General features: G+C 44.6%; 22 protein-coding genes. 6 read left to right on the top strand and 16 right to left on the bottom strand.

The window, feature by feature from the left end:
- The first annotated feature begins 82 nt into the window (after positions 1–82).
- Positions 83–958: an endonuclease/exonuclease/phosphatase family protein gene (locus CWO27_RS14410; RefSeq protein ID WP_107899119.1), complete on the top strand. Its 876-nt coding sequence runs from the start codon at positions 83–85 to the stop codon at positions 956–958.
- Positions 959–1,058: 100 nt separating this feature from the next.
- Here CWO27_RS14410 and CWO27_RS14405 read toward each other — a convergent pair whose 3' ends face one another.
- From CWO27_RS14405 to CWO27_RS14385, 5 genes are all read right to left on the bottom strand, one after another.
- A complete protein-coding gene (locus CWO27_RS14405; RefSeq protein WP_065677065.1) occupies positions 1,059–1,490 on the bottom strand; it encodes a YeeE/YedE family protein in 432 nt (143 codons plus the stop codon).
- On the bottom strand, positions 1,490–1,951 hold the full coding sequence (locus CWO27_RS14400) for a YeeE/YedE family protein (protein WP_107899118.1): 462 nt from the start codon (positions 1,949–1,951) through the stop codon (positions 1,490–1,492). Before CWO27_RS14400 ends, CWO27_RS14405 begins: the two co-directional genes overlap by 1 nt.
- 202 nt (positions 1,952–2,153) lie before the next feature.
- Positions 2,154–3,386 carry a glycosyltransferase gene (locus tag CWO27_RS14395; protein WP_107899117.1) on the bottom strand — a complete coding sequence of 411 codons (1,233 nt, stop codon included), beginning with the start codon at positions 3,384–3,386 and terminating at the stop codon, positions 2,154–2,156.
- 99 nt (positions 3,387–3,485) lie between these two features.
- A complete protein-coding gene (locus CWO27_RS14390; protein ID WP_048660416.1) occupies positions 3,486–3,950 on the bottom strand; it encodes a GNAT family N-acetyltransferase in 465 nt (154 codons plus the stop codon).
- 22 nt (positions 3,951–3,972) lie between these two features.
- Positions 3,973–5,070: a ketoacyl-ACP synthase III gene (locus CWO27_RS14385; RefSeq protein WP_017097618.1), complete on the bottom strand. Its 1,098-nt coding sequence runs from the start codon at positions 5,068–5,070 to the stop codon at positions 3,973–3,975.
- 122 nt (positions 5,071–5,192) lie between these two features.
- Here CWO27_RS14385 and trxC point away from each other — a divergent pair, with 122 nt between their 5' ends.
- On the top strand, positions 5,193–5,627 hold the full coding sequence (gene trxC, locus CWO27_RS14380; protein WP_048660138.1) for a thioredoxin TrxC: 435 nt from the start codon (positions 5,193–5,195) through the stop codon (positions 5,625–5,627).
- Positions 5,628–5,736: 109 nt separating this feature from the next.
- Here trxC and CWO27_RS14375 read toward each other — a convergent pair whose 3' ends face one another.
- Together CWO27_RS14375 and CWO27_RS14370 are read right to left on the bottom strand one after the other, a co-directional pair.
- Positions 5,737–7,404 (bottom strand): GMC family oxidoreductase, encoded by a 1,668-nt coding sequence (locus tag CWO27_RS14375; protein WP_107899116.1) that lies wholly within the window; start codon positions 7,402–7,404, stop codon positions 5,737–5,739.
- On the bottom strand, positions 7,397–8,983 hold the full coding sequence (locus CWO27_RS14370; protein WP_107899115.1) for a long-chain-fatty-acid--CoA ligase: 1,587 nt from the start codon (positions 8,981–8,983) through the stop codon (positions 7,397–7,399). Before CWO27_RS14370 ends, CWO27_RS14375 begins: the two co-directional genes overlap by 8 nt.
- Positions 8,984–9,372: 389 nt before the next feature.
- On the opposite strand from CWO27_RS14370, the gene CWO27_RS14365 reads away from it, so the two are divergent.
- Both CWO27_RS14365 and CWO27_RS14360 read left to right on the top strand, forming a co-directional pair.
- Entirely contained in the window at positions 9,373–10,398 is a 1,026-nt protein-coding gene (locus CWO27_RS14365; RefSeq protein WP_107899114.1) for an AraC family transcriptional regulator, read from the top strand.
- Between the two features lie 270 nt (positions 10,399–10,668).
- Entirely contained in the window at positions 10,669–11,820 is a 1,152-nt protein-coding gene (locus CWO27_RS14360; protein ID WP_055318845.1) for an MFS transporter, read from the top strand.
- A 119-nt stretch (positions 11,821–11,939) separates the two neighbouring features.
- Here CWO27_RS14360 and CWO27_RS14355 read toward each other — a convergent pair whose 3' ends face one another.
- The 3 genes from CWO27_RS14355 to CWO27_RS14345 all read right to left on the bottom strand — a co-directional run bounded on the left by CWO27_RS14355 (position 11,940) and on the right by CWO27_RS14345 (position 13,823).
- Entirely contained in the window at positions 11,940–12,275 is a 336-nt protein-coding gene (locus tag CWO27_RS14355) for a winged helix-turn-helix domain-containing protein (protein WP_065677073.1), read from the bottom strand.
- Between the two features lie 176 nt (positions 12,276–12,451).
- A complete protein-coding gene (locus tag CWO27_RS14350) occupies positions 12,452–12,781 on the bottom strand; it encodes a winged helix-turn-helix domain-containing protein (RefSeq protein WP_102433477.1) in 330 nt (109 codons plus the stop codon).
- Between the two features lie 148 nt (positions 12,782–12,929).
- On the bottom strand, positions 12,930–13,823 hold the full coding sequence (locus tag CWO27_RS14345; RefSeq protein WP_048660132.1) for a helix-turn-helix domain-containing protein: 894 nt from the start codon (positions 13,821–13,823) through the stop codon (positions 12,930–12,932).
- A gap of 50 nt (positions 13,824–13,873) precedes the next feature.
- Between CWO27_RS14345 and CWO27_RS14340 the strand changes: the two genes are divergently transcribed.
- On the top strand, positions 13,874–15,271 hold the full coding sequence (locus tag CWO27_RS14340) for an MATE family efflux transporter (protein ID WP_107899113.1): 1,398 nt from the start codon (positions 13,874–13,876) through the stop codon (positions 15,269–15,271).
- A 109-nt stretch (positions 15,272–15,380) separates the two neighbouring features.
- Here CWO27_RS14340 and CWO27_RS14335 read toward each other — a convergent pair whose 3' ends face one another.
- Together CWO27_RS14335 and CWO27_RS14330 are read right to left on the bottom strand one after the other, a co-directional pair.
- Positions 15,381–15,776 (bottom strand): nitrous oxide-stimulated promoter family protein, encoded by a 396-nt coding sequence (locus CWO27_RS14335; RefSeq protein ID WP_017060975.1) that lies wholly within the window; start codon positions 15,774–15,776, stop codon positions 15,381–15,383.
- 3 nt (positions 15,777–15,779) lie between these two features.
- Positions 15,780–16,295, bottom strand: a complete 516-nt coding sequence (locus tag CWO27_RS14330) for a GNAT family N-acetyltransferase (RefSeq protein ID WP_048660129.1) — start codon at positions 16,293–16,295, stop codon at positions 15,780–15,782.
- Between the two features lie 97 nt (positions 16,296–16,392).
- Here CWO27_RS14330 and CWO27_RS14325 point away from each other — a divergent pair, with 97 nt between their 5' ends.
- Positions 16,393–16,602 (top strand): DUF2986 domain-containing protein, encoded by a 210-nt coding sequence (locus CWO27_RS14325; RefSeq protein ID WP_048662822.1) that lies wholly within the window; start codon positions 16,393–16,395, stop codon positions 16,600–16,602.
- A 113-nt stretch (positions 16,603–16,715) separates the two neighbouring features.
- Here the strand turns inward: CWO27_RS14325 and CWO27_RS14320 are convergent, their stop codons facing one another.
- Genes CWO27_RS14320 through CWO27_RS14305 form a run of 4 tightly spaced genes read right to left on the bottom strand, consistent with a single transcriptional unit; the run spans position 16,716 to position 20,186 of the window.
- On the bottom strand, positions 16,716–17,639 hold the full coding sequence (locus tag CWO27_RS14320; RefSeq protein WP_102433474.1) for an ABC transporter substrate-binding protein: 924 nt from the start codon (positions 17,637–17,639) through the stop codon (positions 16,716–16,718).
- Positions 17,640–17,641: 2 nt separating this feature from the next.
- Positions 17,642–18,517, bottom strand: a complete 876-nt coding sequence (locus CWO27_RS14315; RefSeq protein ID WP_107899112.1) for a metal ABC transporter permease — start codon at positions 18,515–18,517, stop codon at positions 17,642–17,644.
- Positions 18,517–19,251, bottom strand: coding sequence for a metal ABC transporter ATP-binding protein (locus tag CWO27_RS14310; protein WP_107899111.1), 735 nt, complete (start codon positions 19,249–19,251; stop codon positions 18,517–18,519). Before CWO27_RS14310 ends, CWO27_RS14315 begins: the two co-directional genes overlap by 1 nt.
- Positions 19,251–20,186, bottom strand: a complete 936-nt coding sequence (locus CWO27_RS14305; RefSeq protein WP_102433471.1) for a metal ABC transporter solute-binding protein, Zn/Mn family — start codon at positions 20,184–20,186, stop codon at positions 19,251–19,253. Before CWO27_RS14305 ends, CWO27_RS14310 begins: the two co-directional genes overlap by 1 nt.
- Between the last annotated feature and the right edge of the window lie 16 nt (positions 20,187–20,202).

Below are 20,202 nucleotides of genomic sequence, written 5' to 3'. Positions count from 1 at the left end.
TGCTAAAAAGAGTTGAATTTTTGGTAAGTGTTGTAGGATAACGGCTCATCAATATTGGCAGACAAAATTAGGGATATTTGGCATGAAACGACTTCGAAACTGGATAATGTTAGGTTGCGTACTCAGTAGCCACGCATTTGCTGAACCTTTGACCATATCCAGTTGGAATATCGAATGGTTATCAACCAACGAGGCTGTGAATAAGTTTTCCGCCCAACGTGATCAAGCTGATTTCAACAAACTTGAAGAATACTTTCAGTCTTTAGATGCGGATGTGGTCGCCTTTCAGGAAGTCGACGACTTAAATGCCATTCAGCGCGTGGCTGGCGATCAATACAAGATATTGATGTCTGACCGAGCATTACCAGAAAACAGTAACCGACAATTCAAAGAAGTGAACCAATATACGGGCTTCGCGGTTCGTAAAGGAATCACACTCACCGACTACGCTGACTTTCCTCTGGAAACGAGTGCTAACAGCAAGCTCAGATTTGCCAGTTATATGGTTGTGGAAACGGATTCAAATCCAATTCACATGTTGTCAGTGCACTTAAAGGCCGGATGCAGCGGCGCTTACAAGTCGAACCGTGACTGTTCAAGGCTCAAAGACCAAGCTCAACAACTGAATAAGTGGATACAGCAAAGAGAACGTAACGGTGAAGACTATGCGATCTTAGGCGACTTCAACCATAACCTATCCTACTCAAGAGATTGGATGTGGAAGGATTTAACTGAAAAGACGGATGCTCGTTTGGCGACAAGGAAGACCCGTGCAGATTGTAAGGTTCGCTCAAATCGTAATAACCACCGCACGCACCAGTTCCGTTCTGTAATAGACCATATTGTGGTGAGCAAGTCCTTAGATGCGTCACCTGCGAAACAGAAGGTATTTGAAACGCAAGACGTACTGGACTACAAACTCAGCGACCACTGCCCAGTTTCAACGACTATCAAATAATAGATAGAGATGTAAAAAGAGGCTGACTGGCTATAGAGCTAAAGCGAGTCGGCCTCTTTAATGCTTATATCAAGCCAATTAGATACACGATAGGTTTACCCTAACAGGTTTTATTCGTTCGACCTGCCAACCACATCCCCGCCAGCATGCTTATCATAAACACCCACACGGTTGGGTTACCGCCACTAAGACTCGTAACAGCAGGTCCTGGACAAAAGCCTGCAAGCCCCCAACCTAATCCAAACGCTGTTGAACCTAGAATCAGTTTTCTGTCGATTAGCGGATTGTTACGGCTATCTAACGGCTCACCATTGATCGCTTTAGCGCGCTTTTTAATGACTAAGTGATAAAACGGAGCGAACACCAGTAGCGCACCGCCCATCACAAATGCCAAGCTGATATCCCAATTGCCAGTCACATCTAAGAAGCCAAGTACTTTCTTTGGATCAACCATACCTGAGATGATCATACCCGAGCCAAACAAGATTCCAGCAAGTAAACCAACAACGATACTAAATGAAGAATTTTTCATTATGCCCCCAACCCTATCAGGTTCTTGATAAGCACGGTTGCTATTGCCACACCCATGAATACACACGTTGCGATAATGGAGCGTTTAGACAAACGCGCCATGCCGACAATGCCATGCCCACTAGTACAGCCGTTTGCCGTTTTAGTGCCAAAACCGACTAACAGACCAGCAATAACGACTACCAAAAGGTTCATCTCTTCCAATTGAGGGAGTTGGTAACCGGTAGGAATTAACAACCAACCACTAACTACCATTCCAACAACAAACGCGATACGCCAATGCTTTTCAGTTTTTTCTGTATCCGTGTCTTTGCTTTCTTTGTTGCTGGTGCGAACTGGTAATAAACGGCTGACAATGCCACTAATACCTGCAACTCGACCAATGCCCAACATTAAAACAATGGCCGACACACCTAACAACATGCCACCGAAAAAAGCATCCCAAGGAATAAAACTAACCACTGGCCTCTCCTATCCACAAACTCGAATCTAACTCACCACCATTTAAATTAGAGCTTACTAATAAATATAAATTAGTCAATGCTAATGTAATGCCAGTATGTTTCGGTTTGTAAATCAGTAATCAAAAAGCTTCCCCCATGAAAAAAGCCCCTAGGTGTTAACCTAAGGGCTTAAGATTTCTTCTGTCTGTGGTAAAGAACCGTTATTTAATCTTATTCTTCTCCGCAATCCACTGCGACATGTACTTAGTGCTTGCCATGCTGTGGTGCTTTAGCATTGAACCGAAGAAATTATCCAGTCGATGCGAATCAAGCTCAGAATCTAGCGCAATTAATCGCTCGATCAATTTGTCGCCCAGTTGATTCTGTTCATAGTACGCTTCAAGAATTGAATGACACTGGCTTTGAGCTTGAAGCCACTTATCTTCATCTTTATAGAGAGCGACAGCTTGTTCAACAAACTCGTCGATATCATCTGCCACCGCACCCGGCCATTGCAGTTTGCCTTGTGGTAGCATGCCTTCACTGCCGATCTCACTCGTCACATTTGGAGTTTGCAGCTTCATCGCATCAAGCAACTTACCTTTAATGCCCGCACCAAAACGTAATGGCGCAACACAAACACGTGCCTGTTCCATCACTTCTTGAGCATCTTTAGCCCAACCTTTGATGTGGAAACCGGTTTTAGGGTTATGCAAAGCGGTTGCCTTTGGCGGCGGGTATGAACCGTAAATATGAAGCTCAGTGTCAGGCAACTGCTTACGAATCTTCGGCCAAATCTTCTGTAACTGAAGCACCGCATCCCAGTTAGGCGCATGTCTAAAGTTACCTATCGTCATGAAATGCTTACGTTCTTCAAAACTTTTTGTGCTTTCAGGTAACGTATTAAGATCAACCATAAACGGCAGATGATGTAACAGCTTTGGATCGATATTGAACTCAGATTGGAGCAGTTCCATCTCGTAGCTTGAGATGATCAACGAAAGATCACAGCGCAGAATCGCGGCAATTTCACGTTTCGCCAAATCACTGTACAGGTATTCTTTCGTTAACTCTGTCTCTTTCTTAACTGCTTCATGTCGAGCATTGCGTAGGAATTGTAAATCTTCAGTATCCAGTAGCTTAAAGGCATTCGGACATACCTTCTCAACGCGCCAGCCGAATTGCTCTTCCATCATAAAGCGGTCAAACATTACAACATCAGGTTGCAGCTCTTCGATGTACTGGTCAAAGCTATCGCAATTTAGCTGAATAGATTGGCTTGTGATGCCCTCTTCTGAGAGGTCGATCATGTGCTCGGTTTCTTGAGCTGGCGTTGAGAATTCAACAGACCAACCTTGTCTCTTAAATAGACGCAAAAGAGACATCATGTGGCTGCCAGCCGCCGATGAATTCGGTTCTGGCCAAACGTAGCCAATTGCTAAAACTTTCTTCAAAACACTTCCTAAGAAATAACAAAAGGGACTGTAGAAGTCCCTAATTAAACGTAAATCAATTTATACCGCTGATTATAATTGGTTCTAAGAACTCAGCGATCAGATTCGCTCACCTACATTGCGAGCTATCATAAGCACTTCATCAGCAGAGTACAGGTTTGAAATCGTGGTTTCGACCTCTGCACCTAACGTCAATTGATAAAGCTTTTGTGCAAAGTTGTCAGCTCTGGTGGTCACTAATACATGTTTTAGCGTCGAGCCTTGCTCTGCTAGCTTCTGCTTCACTTGCGGCAAGGAGTCCAGAATCAGTTTTTTTCCCAATCCTTTCCCCTGCGCACTTGGTAACACGGCAAGTTGCTCTAGTTCTAAAACAGCTTCAGGTCTAAACCCACTCTTTTGCACCCAAATTATGTAGCCAACAATCTCACCTTCGCTCTCTGCAACGAAGTTAAGAAAGCGTGGTGAAGCGCTTAAGTTACATTGTAACCAATCTTTTGAGTTTTGCTGTCGAACAAAAGTAGCTTGGTGAACTAAAGCCGCACCATCAAGGTCGGCTTTTGCCATAAAACGAACTTGCGCCATGTTGCTACTCGTTCTCAGAATTAGGACGCGTTTTACAGTGTAAAATGGCTCTTTCCAAAAGCTCTAAAGCCGACTTATCCGCTTCTGGAAGCTTAGCATCCGATTGACCTAGTGGTTCAACACGGCTACCCCATTTAATATGACCAGCACCCCAAGTTAAACCCGCACCGAATGCCGCTACAAGGATGTTTGAGTTCGGTTTAACAAAGCCTTGCTCTAACGATTCACACAATGCAATTGGCACAGTCGCAGCCGACGTGTTGCCGTAATTTTGAATGTTCACGAACGCTTTCTCACGTTCAATGCCCGCCATATCGCACAGAGTTTGAATGATTCGGATATTTGCTTGATGTGGAATCACAACGTCAATGTTGTCTGTTGAGATGCCAGTACGGCTCAATACTGTGTGTGCTGCTGCACCCATGCCTTTAACCGCACGTTTGAAGATCTCTTTACCTACGAAATCAAAGTCCCAATAACCGTTGTCAGCAGCGAAGCGATCCATAGAAGTACCGAACTTTGGCACCGCTAGAATATCGCGGCCTTCCGCGTCACAACCGATTTGCGCTTCTTGTAAGCCAACTTGCTCTTCAGTGCGAGATAGAACTACAGCACCAGCGCCATCACCGAACAGCACCGCTGTGTCACGCTTGGTCCAGTCGATGAAGAATGAAAGACGTTCTGCGCCCACAACGATTGCATTGCGGTAGTTGCCCGCTTGAATCAATCGAGTTGCGGTTTCAACACCGTAAATGAAGCCTGTACATGCTGCGTTAAGGTCAAAAGCCGCTGCGCTCTTGATACCTAGGTTCTGTTGAACCTTAGACGCAGTATTTGGAATAAGAGAATCAGGGCTGCACGTTGCGATGATCACGAGATCGATATCTTCGGCAGTAAGGCCAGCGCACGCCATTGCGTGTTGAGCAGCAACAGTCGCTAGCTCAGAGGTATTTACATGACTGATACGACGGTTTTCGATACCAGTTCGAGTACGAATCCACTCGTCAGACGTATCAATGAAAGTGCTTAAATCATCATTGGACAGCACGGCTGGTGGCAGACACTTTCCCCAGCCAGTAATTTCGGCGTAAAATTTTGTCATCATTTACCTGTTTATTGTTTGTTTTTATTTAAGTATCGTATTCTAGTTTTAAACAGTATAAGCGCTCCGTGCGTGATTCGTAAATCACGTTAGCCACGGAGTTACAATAAAAAGAGAAAGTTATGTCTACATTCAACACACGCTGCCCTTCTTGTAATGGCTTAAACCGAGTTCCTTCAGAAAGAATTTCAGAAAGCCCAACTTGTGGTAAATGCAAAACAGCACTGCTCGATGGCGCTCCTATCGAGGGAACGTCACTTAATTTCCAATCTATCTTGAACAGTTCACAGCCTGTAGTTGTCGACTTCTGGGCGACATGGTGTAACCCATGTGTGGGCTTCGCGCCTGTGTTCAGCGACGTTGCAAAAGAACGCTCTGGAGATGTTCGATTCGTTAAGATTGATACTGAAGCTCAGCAACAGCTTGCTGCAATGTATCAAATCAGAAGTATTCCGACGGTGATGGTCTTTAAAGACGGTAAACGTGTCGACACGATCAACGGTGCGTTACCAAAAGGCCAATTTGATCAATGGCTTAATCAAGCTCTAACGAAGTAAGTTTGTTTCGATTCTTTCAGTGATCAACAAACAAAATAGGTTAAGGAATCTTAATAAATAAGGCTCCCTAACCTATTGTAAACCTGCTTGTTTTCTCTAACCTTTCCGGCTAACCAGTCATTTCGTGTTCTGCGCTCTCATTCGCGACCTGCTTATTTACACTGTCTTTCTTATCTAAGTTGTATTGGCTTTTAATCTGATCAGCGACTTTTTCAGCAATCATAATGGTTGGCGCATTAGTGTTTGCCCCAATCAGTGTCGGCATTACCGAAGCATCAATGACTCTCAAGTTATCCAATCCATAAACTTTGAGATCTTTATCTACCACGGCTAATGAATCACTATTAGGCCCCATTTTACAGGTTCCAACAGGGTGATATTGGGTATCAGCTCGGTTACGGATGTCTTGCTCTATAGCCTTGTCATCATTGACATCAACAGGATAAAAAGCATTGCCACGAATATCATCGAACGCTTCGCTTTCTAGCATTTGATACTGCTTTTTCCACCCTTTAATCATGATCTCCATGTCTTCAGGATGGCTGAAAAACGCAGGGTCGATCCTAGGTGGATCATAGGGATCATTACTATTGAGCGTTACAGTGCCATTACTTTTGGGACGCAACAATGTGACATGAGAGGTAAAGCCATGACTGGTATGAATTTTCCTCGCATGATCATCGACTACTGCAACGACAAATACAAACTCTAAATCCGGCACAGCGATATGATCATCGGAACAAAGAAAGCCGATTCCCTCTGCAAAGTTACTGCTCATCTTACCACGGCGTTCTTTGTGCCATAAGGGCAGTGCTTTGGTCATTTCAGATGCCATTTGCAATGAAATACCGAACGTTTCGCGCTTTTCGCTGCACTTATAGGAGTGAACCAAGTCGATATGATCTTGCAGGCTCTTGCCCACACCGGGTAATTCATGAACTTGTTCGATACCATGCGTCTCTAGTTCAGCTTTACAACCGACACCAGACAGTAATAGCAATTGGGGAGAGCCAAAAGCACCTGCAGACAAAATGACTTCCTTGTTGCATCGGATCTGATAACGTTTGCCATTGGAGCCGTATTCAACACCTACCGCTTTCTTACCTTCAAACAAAACCTTATGTGTGGTTGCTTTGGTCACGACGGTAAGATTCGATCGTGACAGGTTTGGAGTTAGGTAAGCCTTTGCAGCACTGCACCGTTCGCCATTCAGCTGAGTGACCTGAGTCGGCATTGCACCAAACTGAGCAGCCCCATTTATATCTTCATTGCGTGGCACACCTATCGACTCACACGCAGTTAAATACCGCTCCAACATCGGGCTTGGCGACCTAAGATTTGCCACATTAAGAGGACCACCTTGGCCGTGATACTCATCTTGGTGAACTTCGTTGTTTTCTGCTTTCTTAAAGTAAGGCAGACACGAATCATAGTTCCAGCCAGCATTGCCTAAGCTCTCCCATGTGTCATAGTCATAACGATGTCCACGGGCGTACATCATGGCATTGATAGAGCTGGAACCACCGAGAGTCTTGCCCCTCGGTTGATAGCCCTTCCTACCATTTAAACCCGGCTGTTCGACTGTCTTGAAAGCCCAGTTATTGAGCTTGGTCGGCATCATAGCCACAACGCCAACCGGCGTATGAATAAATGGGCTCGTATCTTTACCGCCAGCTTCTAACAAGCAAACCGTCACATTAGGGTCTTCCGACAATCGAGAAGCCATCACACAACCAGCCGAACCGCCACCTACGATGATAAAGTCATAGTTATCCATTGATTGCCTCCGCAACTTCTAAAGGGTGTAGCTCTCGTTTTAAGACTTTTCCGGTAGCAGTCATGGGTAAGGCGCTACGAATAAACACCTTACGAGGATATTTGTAGTCCGCGAGTTGCTCACGACACCAAGCCATCAAGGCTTTGCTATCACACTGGGTATGCTTGTGAAGTACAACATGGGCGTGAATCTCTTCACCCAACTGATCATGGTGCTCGCCCACCACCGCCACCATCTCCACATCAGGGTGACACATCAATACTTCTTCAATTTCTCGTGGATAAACGTTGTAACCACCACGAATGATCATGTCTTTAACACGATCAACAATAAACAAGTTACCGTGCTCATCGACGCGTCCGATGTCACCCGTTAAAAACCAACCGTCTCTGATCGCTTCTGCCGTTGCTTCAGGTCGTTGATAATAACCTTTCATGACACTTGGGCTTTTAATGCAGACTTCTCCCAAATCACCCATAGCGACAGAGTTGCCTTGGATGTCTGCAATCTTAATAAGGTGACCACATAAAGGCTGACCCACACTGCCCGAAAGTCTATCGCCATCAATGTGATTAAAGGTCGCAACCGGCGCAGTTTCAGACAGCCCATACCCTTCTAAGACTGGTAATTCGAAACGAGATTCAAACTGTCGTATAACCTCAAGCGGCATAGAAGCTCCGCCAGATACGCCTAACCTCAAACTGTGTTTGACTTGCTCTGAGCGCTCTAAAGACTCTTCTCCAGCTTTTAGAAGCGCAATATACATAGTAGGAACGCCCGCAAACACACTGACTTTATGGTTAATGATCTGCTCGATCACCAAGGACGGCTCAAAGCGCGGAATCAGCACCATGGTAGAGCCCGTTAACACGCTCGCGTTCATCATCACGGTTTGGCCAAAACTGTGGAATAGAGGAAGTGTGGCCATTGTGGTATCGCTATATTCCAATCTCATAAGATACTGCGAAGACATCGCATTGGTTTGCATGTTGGTGTGGGAAAGCTCAGCCCCTTTTGGCTGCCCAGTCGTACCAGAGGTATAAAGGATCACAGCAGTATCATCGCCATGACAAGCCACAGATTCAAAGGGAGTCAAAGGTTGTGCTAACCAATCAGCTATTGATTCATACTGCTCATGGTTTTCTGAAAGCATGGATGTTGCGCCGTTTGGTATTGGCATAGACACGAAATGTTCGCAGTTATCGACCTGGACAAAACCTTGTAATCCATAGCGTCCAATAGGTAACTCTTCACTGCCATCAAAACAAAGGTAAGCTTTCGCATCAGAATCATTGAGGTGATAAGCGATCTCTCTGCCCTTAAACAACACGTTTAAAGGCACAACGACACAGCCTGCTTTTAGAATACCGTAATAAGCAATGGGAAAATAAGTCACATTGGGACACGACAGCGCGACCTTATCGCCCTTTTTTAACCCAAGTCGTTCTAGATTGGCGGCTACCTTCCCAGCAAGTTGTTCCAACTGAGCGAAGCTAATTTCATCCGTGCCCATACGCAGAGCGGCTTTAGTTGGAAACAGCGAAGCGCTACGTTCCAAGTTAACAGCAAGATTGTGCATCCATGATCTCCTTATTTGGCTAGACCTAGCGGTCACCTTCGCCTTAGACGTTTTAATCGTTGTAATAAGTGTTGTCTTTGTTGCTATCAGAGCCTGCACATTGGCGTGTCATGTAGGTAAGAATACTTATTGAGCAAAATAGTATTTATTGAGCAAAATGTTTGAGGCGCTCCAATGTGCAACCCATCAAATTACAACATTTCGATAACATTTCGAACAGGTTTCAAAAAGACAAAAACCGGTGATATTCGGACATAGCTCAATCAGACCTTGAAAAACCTTGCACACATAAAGCAAAAGTTTGAACAAGCTTAGGAAAGTGAGAACAAGCAACAGGCGTAAATGTTAAAAGTTCGGTTAAGATATCGATATTCAACAAGAGGCAGCTTATGGAATACACCGCAGTTTACGAACCCGATATGCAAGCATTCGGCATTCTGGATCTTCAGTTGCTGCATCGTTACCTATCGCCTGATCTAAGTATCGAAGAGTTACTCGAAGGCAGTAACATCAATGCTCTCCAACTCAACACACCTGATACACACATCACTTTGGCGCAAAAGCTTGCTGTGTTCAGTAATGCGTTAGCGAACACAGATGAAGGTGGTTTAGGGTTAAGAGTCGGCCAACAAGCACGATTTAGCGACTTTGGTGTATTGGGCTATGCGGTGTTCAGTAGCGAGACGCTATTAGATGCTTTGTTGATCGGATTTAAATATCTGCAACTTGCCGGTCCAGTACTTAGAAAAACGATGTCAGTAAAAGATAACGTTGGATACTTTAGAGCCGAGCAGCTGATCGACTTGGACTCGCTGCTGCCATTTTGTTGCGAATATTGGTTCACCGCAATTCAAAGCCTGTGTGAAGAATTACTACAACAACCATTCCCATCCCAAGTGATCCGCTTCCCTTACCCGAAGCCAGAATACGGCGACCTCTACACAGAAATTTTCCGTTGCCCTGTTGAATTCAATAGTGATCGCCTTGAATGGCAGTTTGATGCAACAAGTTTGTACTCGCCTCTTCCTACCGCCAATACCATCACGCTGCAGATGTGTCTGAAATCGTGTGACGACATGTTGGCAAAAGTCAGTGCGTCCACCAGCCTAAAAGAAAAAGTCTCTCAAATGCTACTAGAGAGACCTGGATGTTACCCTTCGATAGAATCTATTTCATCAGAATTGGGGATGTCTTCTCGAACGCTACGCCGGCACCTTAAAGCTGCCGATACCAGCTACCAGAAGATACTGGACCACGTTCGTTTTCACCTTTCTCGACACTACCTTTCTTCAACTCAAATGAGCATTGAAGAGATATCTGAGCGCGTTGGGTTTTCAGACAGCGCTAACTTTCGACATGCCTTTCGTAAGTGGAGTGGAAGCTCGCCCAGACAATACCGACAAGAAGTGGTCTAACACGATTAAACGCCCTAAATTAAAATCTGATGAATACAACGAACCTCTCTCCGTCTTTCAAATTAAATAGTCGTTTGAACAACGCTTTATCGGCTATTTAACCGCAGAAAATATCGCGAAAACATGAAATATCACAACGGTATTTTAGCTAACAAACACGATAAATTTCTTTTATCTTCACGACCATTTTTATTCGTTTTACCCAATCCAGTTTCTCCCCCATAGTCGCGGAAAATTCATCGTTTCTTTCACTATTTAGAGGCTGCTGCATTGGACAACATCCAACCAACAACTCGCATAACTGTTCCTGTTATTGCATTGTCTTTTTACGCGATAGCTTCAGGCTACTTAATGAGTTCATTACCATTAATGCTGTCTGAGTATGGCTTAGACAGTAATCTATCGAGTTGGTTGGCGAGTGCCTTTTATGCAGGTCTTCTAGCGGGTACGTTATTGATTGAACGCGCCATCGCTCGTATTGGTCATAAAGACGCATTCGTGGTGGCACTGAGCGTATTCATTGCAACGATCCTTGTATTGCCATTGATCCCACATCAAGCGGTATGGCTATTGGCTCGTTTTGTTGCTGGTGTTGCGGTAGCGGGCATCTTCGTAATTGTTGAATCTTGGCTAATGAGCGGTGATGAATCTCAGCGTGCGAAACGTTTAGGGGTTTACATGTGTTCGCTATACGGCGGATCTGCCGTTGGTCAACTTGGCATTGGATACCTTGGTATTACAGGCGGCGTGCCTTTCATTGCAATGTTCACCTTGTTGTTTGGTGCAATCATTGTGTTGATGTACGGACAAGCGACAGCACCACAAATTCACGATGCTAAGTCTTTATCACTGAAGCAAATCAGCAAACTGAGCCACAGCGCACTAATTGGTTGTATTGTATCGGGGCTAACACTTGGTTCTATTTATGGCTTGATGCCTGTAGAGCTGGCTCAGCGCAACATCGCACACCAAGATATTGGTGGTTTGATGGCGTTAGTAATTATGGGTGGTATGGCTGTTCAGCCGATGGTGACATGGTTATCTCACCACATAGGACAAGTGTTATTAATGGCTCTGTTCAGCTTACTAGGGGTTGCAAGCATTGGTGTACTAACGATAAACCATGATTTCTACGTACTAGGCATGAGCCTATTCGTACTGGGCATGGCAACATTCGCACTTTACCCAATTGCGATTAACTTAGGTTGTCGTAACTTAGACCCAAGCTATCTGGTGTCAGTGACTCAGGTTATGCTGTTGTGTTACAGCATCGGTTCAGTCGCAGGGCCATTAGTTGCAGATAGCTTTATGGACTCTCAAGCAGGACTATTTACTTACCTGTTTGCGTCTCTGCTAGCGACAACGATTTACATGTTAATCGCAAGTCTAAAGCGTTCTCCTCTACAGATTGCTGGCGAGTGATATAGCAAGTTCATTAGATAGAGAATAGTGGGGCTCTTCGTGATGACTAATCGTCTAAATGAAGCGCCCTTTTCTTTAACTGTAATAATGCGGAGAAATATAAAACCAGCGAACAGTGTTTAAGGTTGGAACACGTAACCTTCACCCGTTATCGTCATGATCAGCCCATCACCAAACAAAGATCGAATTTCCGATATGGCGACGATCACAGAAGAATTGGTGACTTTCTCACTTTCCCAGCCAATCTTCTTTAATTGACCAACACTGAACAATTCACCTCGATGTCGATTCATAAATAAAATGATCTTTCGGTATGCCAAAGGCATGGTAGCCAGTACGTAGCCATTCTCTACATTGCGAATAAGTTTGGTGTTGAGTTCAACAATTTTACCGTTTAATTCAAGTATTACGTTGTTTTCAGAGTGGTTCGTTTCTATTCCAGGATAAGAGTCCATTTTTAGATAATTCCCTTACTATATAGCCAGCGACAATGTCAGATTTGTTCGTATTTATATAACGTCGCTTATATGTGGACGTTTTAGATTTGACGATAATCAATGGAATTCGTACGGTAAAGAGATTAAATTTTTATTATTAAAATATTAATAGGATATCAATAGGAGATTATTTATTACTCCATGACATACCCTTCGTTGGAAATTGTTTGAATACAACGACAGTCGAGAACTCTTCTGATCTCGTAAATAGCCACCAATACAGACGCACATGTCACCGCTTTACCGGCCCAACCTACACGCTTCAATATTTGCTTGCTAACTACTTGACCTCTGTTCAGGTAAAGATAGAAAAGCACTTTACGATGAGGCTCAGAAAGCGTTCCTATTATTGAACCACAGCCCTGTTTTCGAACAATTTTTGTGCCTGATTGAAACTCTTTACTATTTAAAATGAGCTTTGATGGAAGAACAAAATCATCCACCTCGCCGATATCTTGTTGCATTTATACCTCACCCTGCATATGCAGTCGTGCTTTTAGATGTTTCTGATAGTACCGAATAGGGCAAAAATACTAAATTGATAGATAGCTCAATACAGTAATATTACTGCAAAGTTTGATCTTGCGTAATTGATCGAGGAAATAAGCATGGCTAACCGGGCAGTCGATGACTCTTTCGATATTGACTAGGTGACAGACCGAAATGCTTTTTGAAACGATGTGAGAAGTTATATGGGTCTTTATAGCCTAGACGATTGGCTATCATCGACACCGACCAATCTTGCTGCTTCAACAAACTGGTGGCTTTATCCATTCTCAACTGAATCAATTTGCTGCGTGGTGATAGGTCGAATAGCGTCTTGGTGACTCGATTAAGTTGCTCTTCGCTGATAAACACCCTTTGTGCCATGCCAGCGACGGTCCATGGTTGGTGCAGACTGCTTTCAATCTCATTATAGAGTGCTTGAACACGTGCAGTAGTACTGGTCGACTTAGGCTCAAATCCCGTCAATGTTCGGATAATTTCACTCAAGAGTAACTTACGGTAACTGGCTCGACCGCCTATCTCAAAGTAAACCAAGTTCATTAATGACCAGATCTGCTCACACTCTCCGAACGGCACAATCCCCTGACCTAAACTTGCTATGTGCTGCCATTGCTGCGTATCGGGCGTCAGCATCCACGCCATTTTCCAATAATTATATTGAGGATCAAGTTCAAAACGAAATGGGGTTTCAGCAGGAAGAACCACCAGCGTATAAGGTGTAATCTCTTGTACCGATGTTGCGGTTGTTAGAATACCGCCACCTTCCATAGTGAAAATCAACGTATGAACATTAACGGATTCTCGCTCAACCCAATAACCATCATATAGCTTCGCCATACCTCCCATGTAGACACCAAAGCTTTTCATCTCTGGAATATCTTCAACGGTCAAAAAACGTTCTTTGCACTGTTCAGCGAGAAAAACATCATCGTGCCAAGTTGATTTTGGTCTCATTGAATCAATGACAGATTCGCACAGGTTTTGTTGTTTTTTAAACATGTTGTTACTTCGCTCAAATCACTATAGTTCTGCCATAAATCGGAGAGCTTATGACAACTAACATCAACCCTAACTCATCTATGAATAACAAGCCAGAGAGCATATTACCTCGTATCGTTAAACTTGGTTTACCTGTTGCTTTACAAAGTGCGCTTGTCGCTATTCTTGCCCTTGCTGACGTATTAATGGTCAGTGACTATGGTATGGAAGCAGCTGCGGCTGTGGGAATTGCATCAAAATGGCACTTCGTTGCTATTATGATTATGGCAGGGTTGGCTTCAGCAAACGGTACATTAGTCGCTCAATATTGGGGAAAGAATGACCGAAAAAGCGCACGAACGGTATCATCTATCGCGATGGTGTTTGGCCTAAAAGTTCTATTGCCTGTGACTGCAATCATCACTCTTGGTTCTCAGTTTTTAATGATGTTGCAAACCAGCGATCAAACCGTGATTAAGCTTGGCGCGACTTACCTTTGGTATGGATTCCCTGTTCTACTTCTGACTCACATTGTTGTCGTAGTAGAAGCAAGCATGCGCTCATCAGGTGACACCGTAACTCCATTATTGCTTGGTGCGGTGACAATTGCCCTCAACATCGCACTTAACTTCGTGCTCATCAAAGGTGCCTTCGGTATTCCAGCGATGGGTGTTGCAGGTGCAGCACTGGCGACGACACTCGCTCGCGCAATTCAAGTTGGCTTGATGTATGGCTACATGCGCATGCGTAACCACTGGTTGTTAACCACGCCTAGCTCACCACATCGTCCGTCATTATGGTTGTCTTACCGTCGTATTGCTTTGCCACTAACGATGAATGCCGTGTTATGGGCAATGGGTACTATGGCATACCAAATGATCTTCGGTCACATGGGCACAACTGAACTTGCTGTGTTCTCTATGCTCGCGCCGTTTGAATCACTGTGTTACTCGATTTTCTTTGGTATTTCGGTAGCGTGTTCAGTACTGCTTGGTCATTCATTAGGCCGTGATGAGTTTGATGACGCAATGAGTATGGGGTTGACCTTCATTAAAGCCGTCGTTGGATTTGGCGCGGTTGTAGGATTGCTACTGTTTATGGGCAAAGAGCATGTTCTAACATGGCTGAACCTTTCTACAGATGCACTCTACCCACTCGCTTCACCTGCAATGACCATTATGTGTTTTGCTGTGGTGATTCGTATGCTCAACATGGTGATCATCAACGGTATTATTCGCGCTGGTGGCGATAACGCGTTCTGCCTACGTATGGATTTCATCGCGATGTGGATGGTGGGTATTCCAGTGTGTGTTTACTGCGCATTTATCGCTGGATGGGACTTCAAATACATCTATGGTCTGATGTTAGTAGAAGAAGTAGTGAAACTGGCTATCTGTTCACACCGTTACTTGAGCCGACGCTGGATCAACAACCTAACGGTTACTTATGAAGAACCACAAGCGGCGTAAGTTACAGTTACCTGGCTATATTCAAGCTTAGATAAATCGTATCTACATCAAAAAAGGTCTGAGAAATCAGACCTTTTTCGTTTCTTTAGAAATTACTTTCAAGCGCCACTTACTTCTTGTTCATTCGGATATGACGATTAGATACGTTCGGCAGCGGCTTTTCAGGCACTTTCCGCTTCTCATGAATCAGATGTCGAATCGCTAAAATAGGATGCTTAAGTAGCATTCTTGGCCCGGCATAGCGCATCACTAAACGCATTTGCTCTTTCGGATCAGGTTTATAGCAATGAATCGGACACTTATTACAGGTCGGTTTTGCTTCGCCATAAGGACATCTATCCAGTCGTGTTTCGGCATAACGCAGCAGTTGCTCACACTCCTCACATAACGCATTATTCTGACGAACTTCACCGTGGTGATCTTTGCAATAGATGTGCACCATCGCAATAACGGTTTTGTACTCCGTTGCGAGCTCGCCTTGTAGAATATTGTTATGTTGGAACATGTTTTAATTACCTAATGAGAAACCGTACAGGTTGAGATTAACACTTTCGCTTATCACATCTTCAACTCGCTCAAACACAAAGCCTAATTTAGTCAGTAGTGCGATACTTCGAATGTTATCAGAGGTTGTGATGGCAACTAAATGATCGATATCAGCGTTCTGCTTAGCTTGTTCAATTATCGCCTCCGCTGCTTCTTGGGCAAAGCCTTGACCATAAAACTCAGGAACAAACCCGTAGCCAATATCATGCGACTCTAAGGTGTCTCTTTTTATTAGTCCGCAGATACCAATTGGTGTTGAACAATCCTTGATTTCAACCATCAACAAACAGACTCCCTTCTCTTCGTGCATCTTAAGAATGTTGTTTTCGATGTATTCGACAGCCTTGTCAGTGTCGCTGATTTCCTTATCACCAATGTAACGCAGGAAATCTTCTGAGCTGTATAATCGCTGAATAAACGCCGCATCTTGAGGCGTGATCATTCTTAATCGTAAACGTTCGGTCTCGACGGCCTGCATAGTGATATTTTCCTTGCTGAATACCATGTAAATATTGAGTTCTAGAGCTAAAATGATTATCCTCCACCGCCTAAACTAAATACAAGGCTATGCAGCAATGAACCGTAAGAAAAAAATCAATCAAATTCTAAAAAAGAAGCAGAAACAGGCGAATTCTAAACTGCATAGTAGCAACAAGCCTCGCTACATTTCTAAAGCTGACCGCGCAAAAATGGAAGCTGAAGAACAAGCTAAAGCGGCTCAAGAGCACGCTGAAGGTTCAGTAGAAGCGACTGTCGAAGCTGAAGAGACAAAAGCTGCAGAGTAAGTTAAAACTCGCAGTCCTCTTGTCCAAATCTCCGTACTGAGTCAATGGATAAGAACAAAAAAGCAGCCTTTATTTGGGCTGCTTTTTTGATCCTACCATTTTAATCGCGCTGATTAGCCTTTGAAAGGCTGTACTTCCCAACGGGTAAACGGTGATTTTTTGTTGATTCCTGCTCTACCCCAACGATCAACAGAATCCACCACTAAGATACGCTCATTCGGTACCAATGATTTAATCAAGTTAGTTGGCTTTTTCGCTGTGACTAACCATAGAGCATCGTCTTCCGAAAACATCTCTTTAAGCTTGGCTTTGTCTTCGTCTGTCCATTCCAGTTCAGCTTTGAACATACGCTCTTCAACAAACAGTTGGCTGCCAGAGACAAAATCTTCCAAGCTTTCTGAAAGCAGCAATACTGAATCTACGTCATTATCTAGTAATACCGATTGCTGCGTGTTGATCAGTTCACGAACATCCAACATCACACGCTGTAAGTTGCTATCAATCGTTTCAGCTTGCGCAGGCCACAACAACTTAAAGTCGTCAGCCACAATTGCAGCCATACGCGTTAAGTTGGTCGGATTTAACCACGCGTATTTAGACACATCACCATTCGACAATGTAAGCGCTGCAACACCTTGTGCACGCGGTGTGATCGCTTGAGCCGCATCCACCTCAACCAAACGGATATTGCCTTGTCTTGCGTATACAAAGGTAGGATCCGCTTGCCAGATGGATGACAGTGTTACCGCAACGGTCGCCTTTTCGCCAGATTGAAGCACTTTACTCGCACCCTTGGTACCAAACCAGTTCGGCAGACGATCAATGCCGTAGCGTTTTGGTGGTAGGTATTCGGTCGTAATGTCGGTGCCTTTGGTTAGCTCTGTCGCTAACGCGTAAGTCACAGGCGTACTGGTGAGGATATCCTTTGCATTAGCGCTGATAGACACCATTGAGCCAGCCAACAATAGGCTGCTGACTGCACTCACTTGAGCCGTTGCTTTTAGTGAACTTGAAATACGATTCATTAAAGAAGTCATGATTATGCCTTTCTTACAATTCGGTATAGCGTTGCCGCTAGGAAAAATGTTGCAGAAACGATGATGATTGAAGCACCAGATGGCACTGGCAGTTTAAGTTCCATCGGTAATACTGTTCCGACCAAACACGCGGTGGTTGCGAGTAATGCTGAAAGCAGTACAAAGCTCCCCATGCGTTTAGTCAGCAATCGAGCGGTCGCACCTGGAATCAGCAACAACGCACCCACTAAAACCGCACCCACTATTTTCACCGCTGCAATCGTCACTAAGGTGATCATCATGACAAACAGGTAGTCGTAGAAGCTGGTGTTATAACCACGAACCTTGGCAATATCAGGGCTGATACAAGTAAGGAGAATACGGTTGAACGTCGGTATCAAGAGCAAAATGATGAGCGCGCAGCTGCCTGCGAGAATTGCTAAGTCTTGGTCTGTTACCGTCAGAATCGATCCAAACAACACGTTCTCAAGCATGTGGATATTGATCTTACGTGCCACGTACATCAGCAATGCCGCACCTACTGCCAATGCTAGCGCTAGAAACACACCAACTAAGGTGTCGTATGGCACGTTGGTTCTGTTTCTTACAAAATGAAGAAGCAAAGCAAAGATCATACAGAAACTAAACAGACCAATAATTGGGTTTTCTGGTGGCTCACCAATCAGAACACCGATAGCGATGCCGGTTAACGCCGCGTGACCCACCGCTTCAGAGAAGAAAGCCAGACGCTTGGCAATCACCAAAGTACCAAGGCCACCTAATAGAGGACCAAGTAGTAACGCTGCAACCAAAGCGTTTACCATGAAGGCATACATGAAGCTGTCTGATAACCAACCCGCTTCAACACCACTAATGGCAAGTTGTCGTAACCAATCCATTACGCAACCTCCTGAGATTTAGTCATGGCAGAGCCACTGCTGTAGTGCTGGAATAGGCTCTCGATTTTACTTGGGTGTAAGACTTCTTCGTGTGGGCCACTATCAACCAAGAATCGATTCACAACATGTACCTTCGCTTCGAGTCGACGAACTGCGGTGACATCGTGGTGTACCGCAAGAATCGTACGACCTTCATTAACACACTCACGAATCAGCGATTCAAGATAACGAACGCCCTGCTCGTCCATGCCCGTCGTTGGTTCGTCTAATACCAGTAAGCTCGGGTTATCCAATAACGCTTGAGCAAACAGCACGCGTTGCTGCTCACCACCCGACAACTGTCCCATACGGCGGTCGCTACGTGTCGCCATACCAACGCGATCTAATTGTGCGAGTGCAAGATCCAATTGCTTAGATTTTCGACGCCAAAACAACGGGATTCGCGTTTGATTAAGCAGTACGAAGTCCATGACCGTCAAAGGTAAACTCGACTCAAAAGTCGCTTTTTGCGGAACGTAACCAATACTCGGCTTATCTGGCCAGTGGATATTGATTTGACCAGAGAAAGGCGTAAGACCAAGCACAGAGCGGAGTAATGAAGTTTTACCACCGCCGTTTGGCCCCATGATCACATGACACTCACCCGCTTTAAGCTCGAGCGAGATATCATCAAGAATTACGTTGTTATCGTATTGCAGACCGAGTTTATTAATTGAGATTGATGGACCTAACATTATGCGTTCCCGCTTTTAGCTTGGTTCGCCGCCGCAAATTTCATGGCTTCGATTAACGTTTCTAGGTTCTTCTTCATCTCAACTTCGACTTTGTCGTCTTCATATTCGCCGTGGGTCATGTGAGAGAAACGATAAAGCTGAACGCCAGTTTCCGCTTCAATCGTGTCAACAAAACGGTTTGGCATGTTTAACTCGTAGAACAGAACATCAATACCCGATGCGCGGATCTTCTCGATCGTCTCTTGAAGTTGGCTAGCACTTGGCTCAACACCGTGTGCTGGCTCGATTACCGCAGCGACATCAACACCAAACTCTTGAAGGATGTAGCCATAAGCGTTGTGCGTAGTCGCAACCTTCATGCCTGATGTATCTAACTCACCTAATGACAACATCGCATCGCGCTTCATAAAGCGAAATTGCTTTGCGTATTTACGTGCATTCTTACGATAAAAAGCCGCGTTGTCAGGGTCGAGCTTAGATACCTCACTCGCAATGGTGTAAACCTTTTGAATTGTTGTCGAAAGTCCAACAAACGTATGCGGATTCACCGCGCCTTGACCCACAGATTGGCCTAATGCTGGAAGTAAAGGCACTTCTTTGTTCGCTTCGATCACCAGCAAGTCATCACGTTGCGCGGCTGAGATTACTTTTAGTGCGAAGTCATCATGGCCAATACCGTTTACCACGATAGCGTCCATCTGGCTCAAACGTTTCAAGTCGTTCGGTTGTGGCAAGTAATTATGCGGATTAAAGCCGGCATCAACCAAAGGAAGGATGTTCACTTTGTCACCCACCACGGCTTTTACATAGCTGTAGTAAGGCTGAAGGGTTATGCCAATCGTCAGCTTATCGCTGTCGACCTTGTATTCTTTTGCCAATGCATTGGGTGTCATTAACACCGCCAATAACGACATCAATAGAGTCATAATTCGCATAGTAATTCTCTTATTA

Source organism: Vibrio sp. 10N.286.51.C3 (assembly GCF_003050065.1).
GTDB lineage: Bacteria > Pseudomonadota > Gammaproteobacteria > Enterobacterales > Vibrionaceae > Vibrio > Vibrio crassostreae.
Note: the sequence above shows the minus strand (reverse complement) of the source record. Positions and strands in the feature narration are given on the sequence as shown.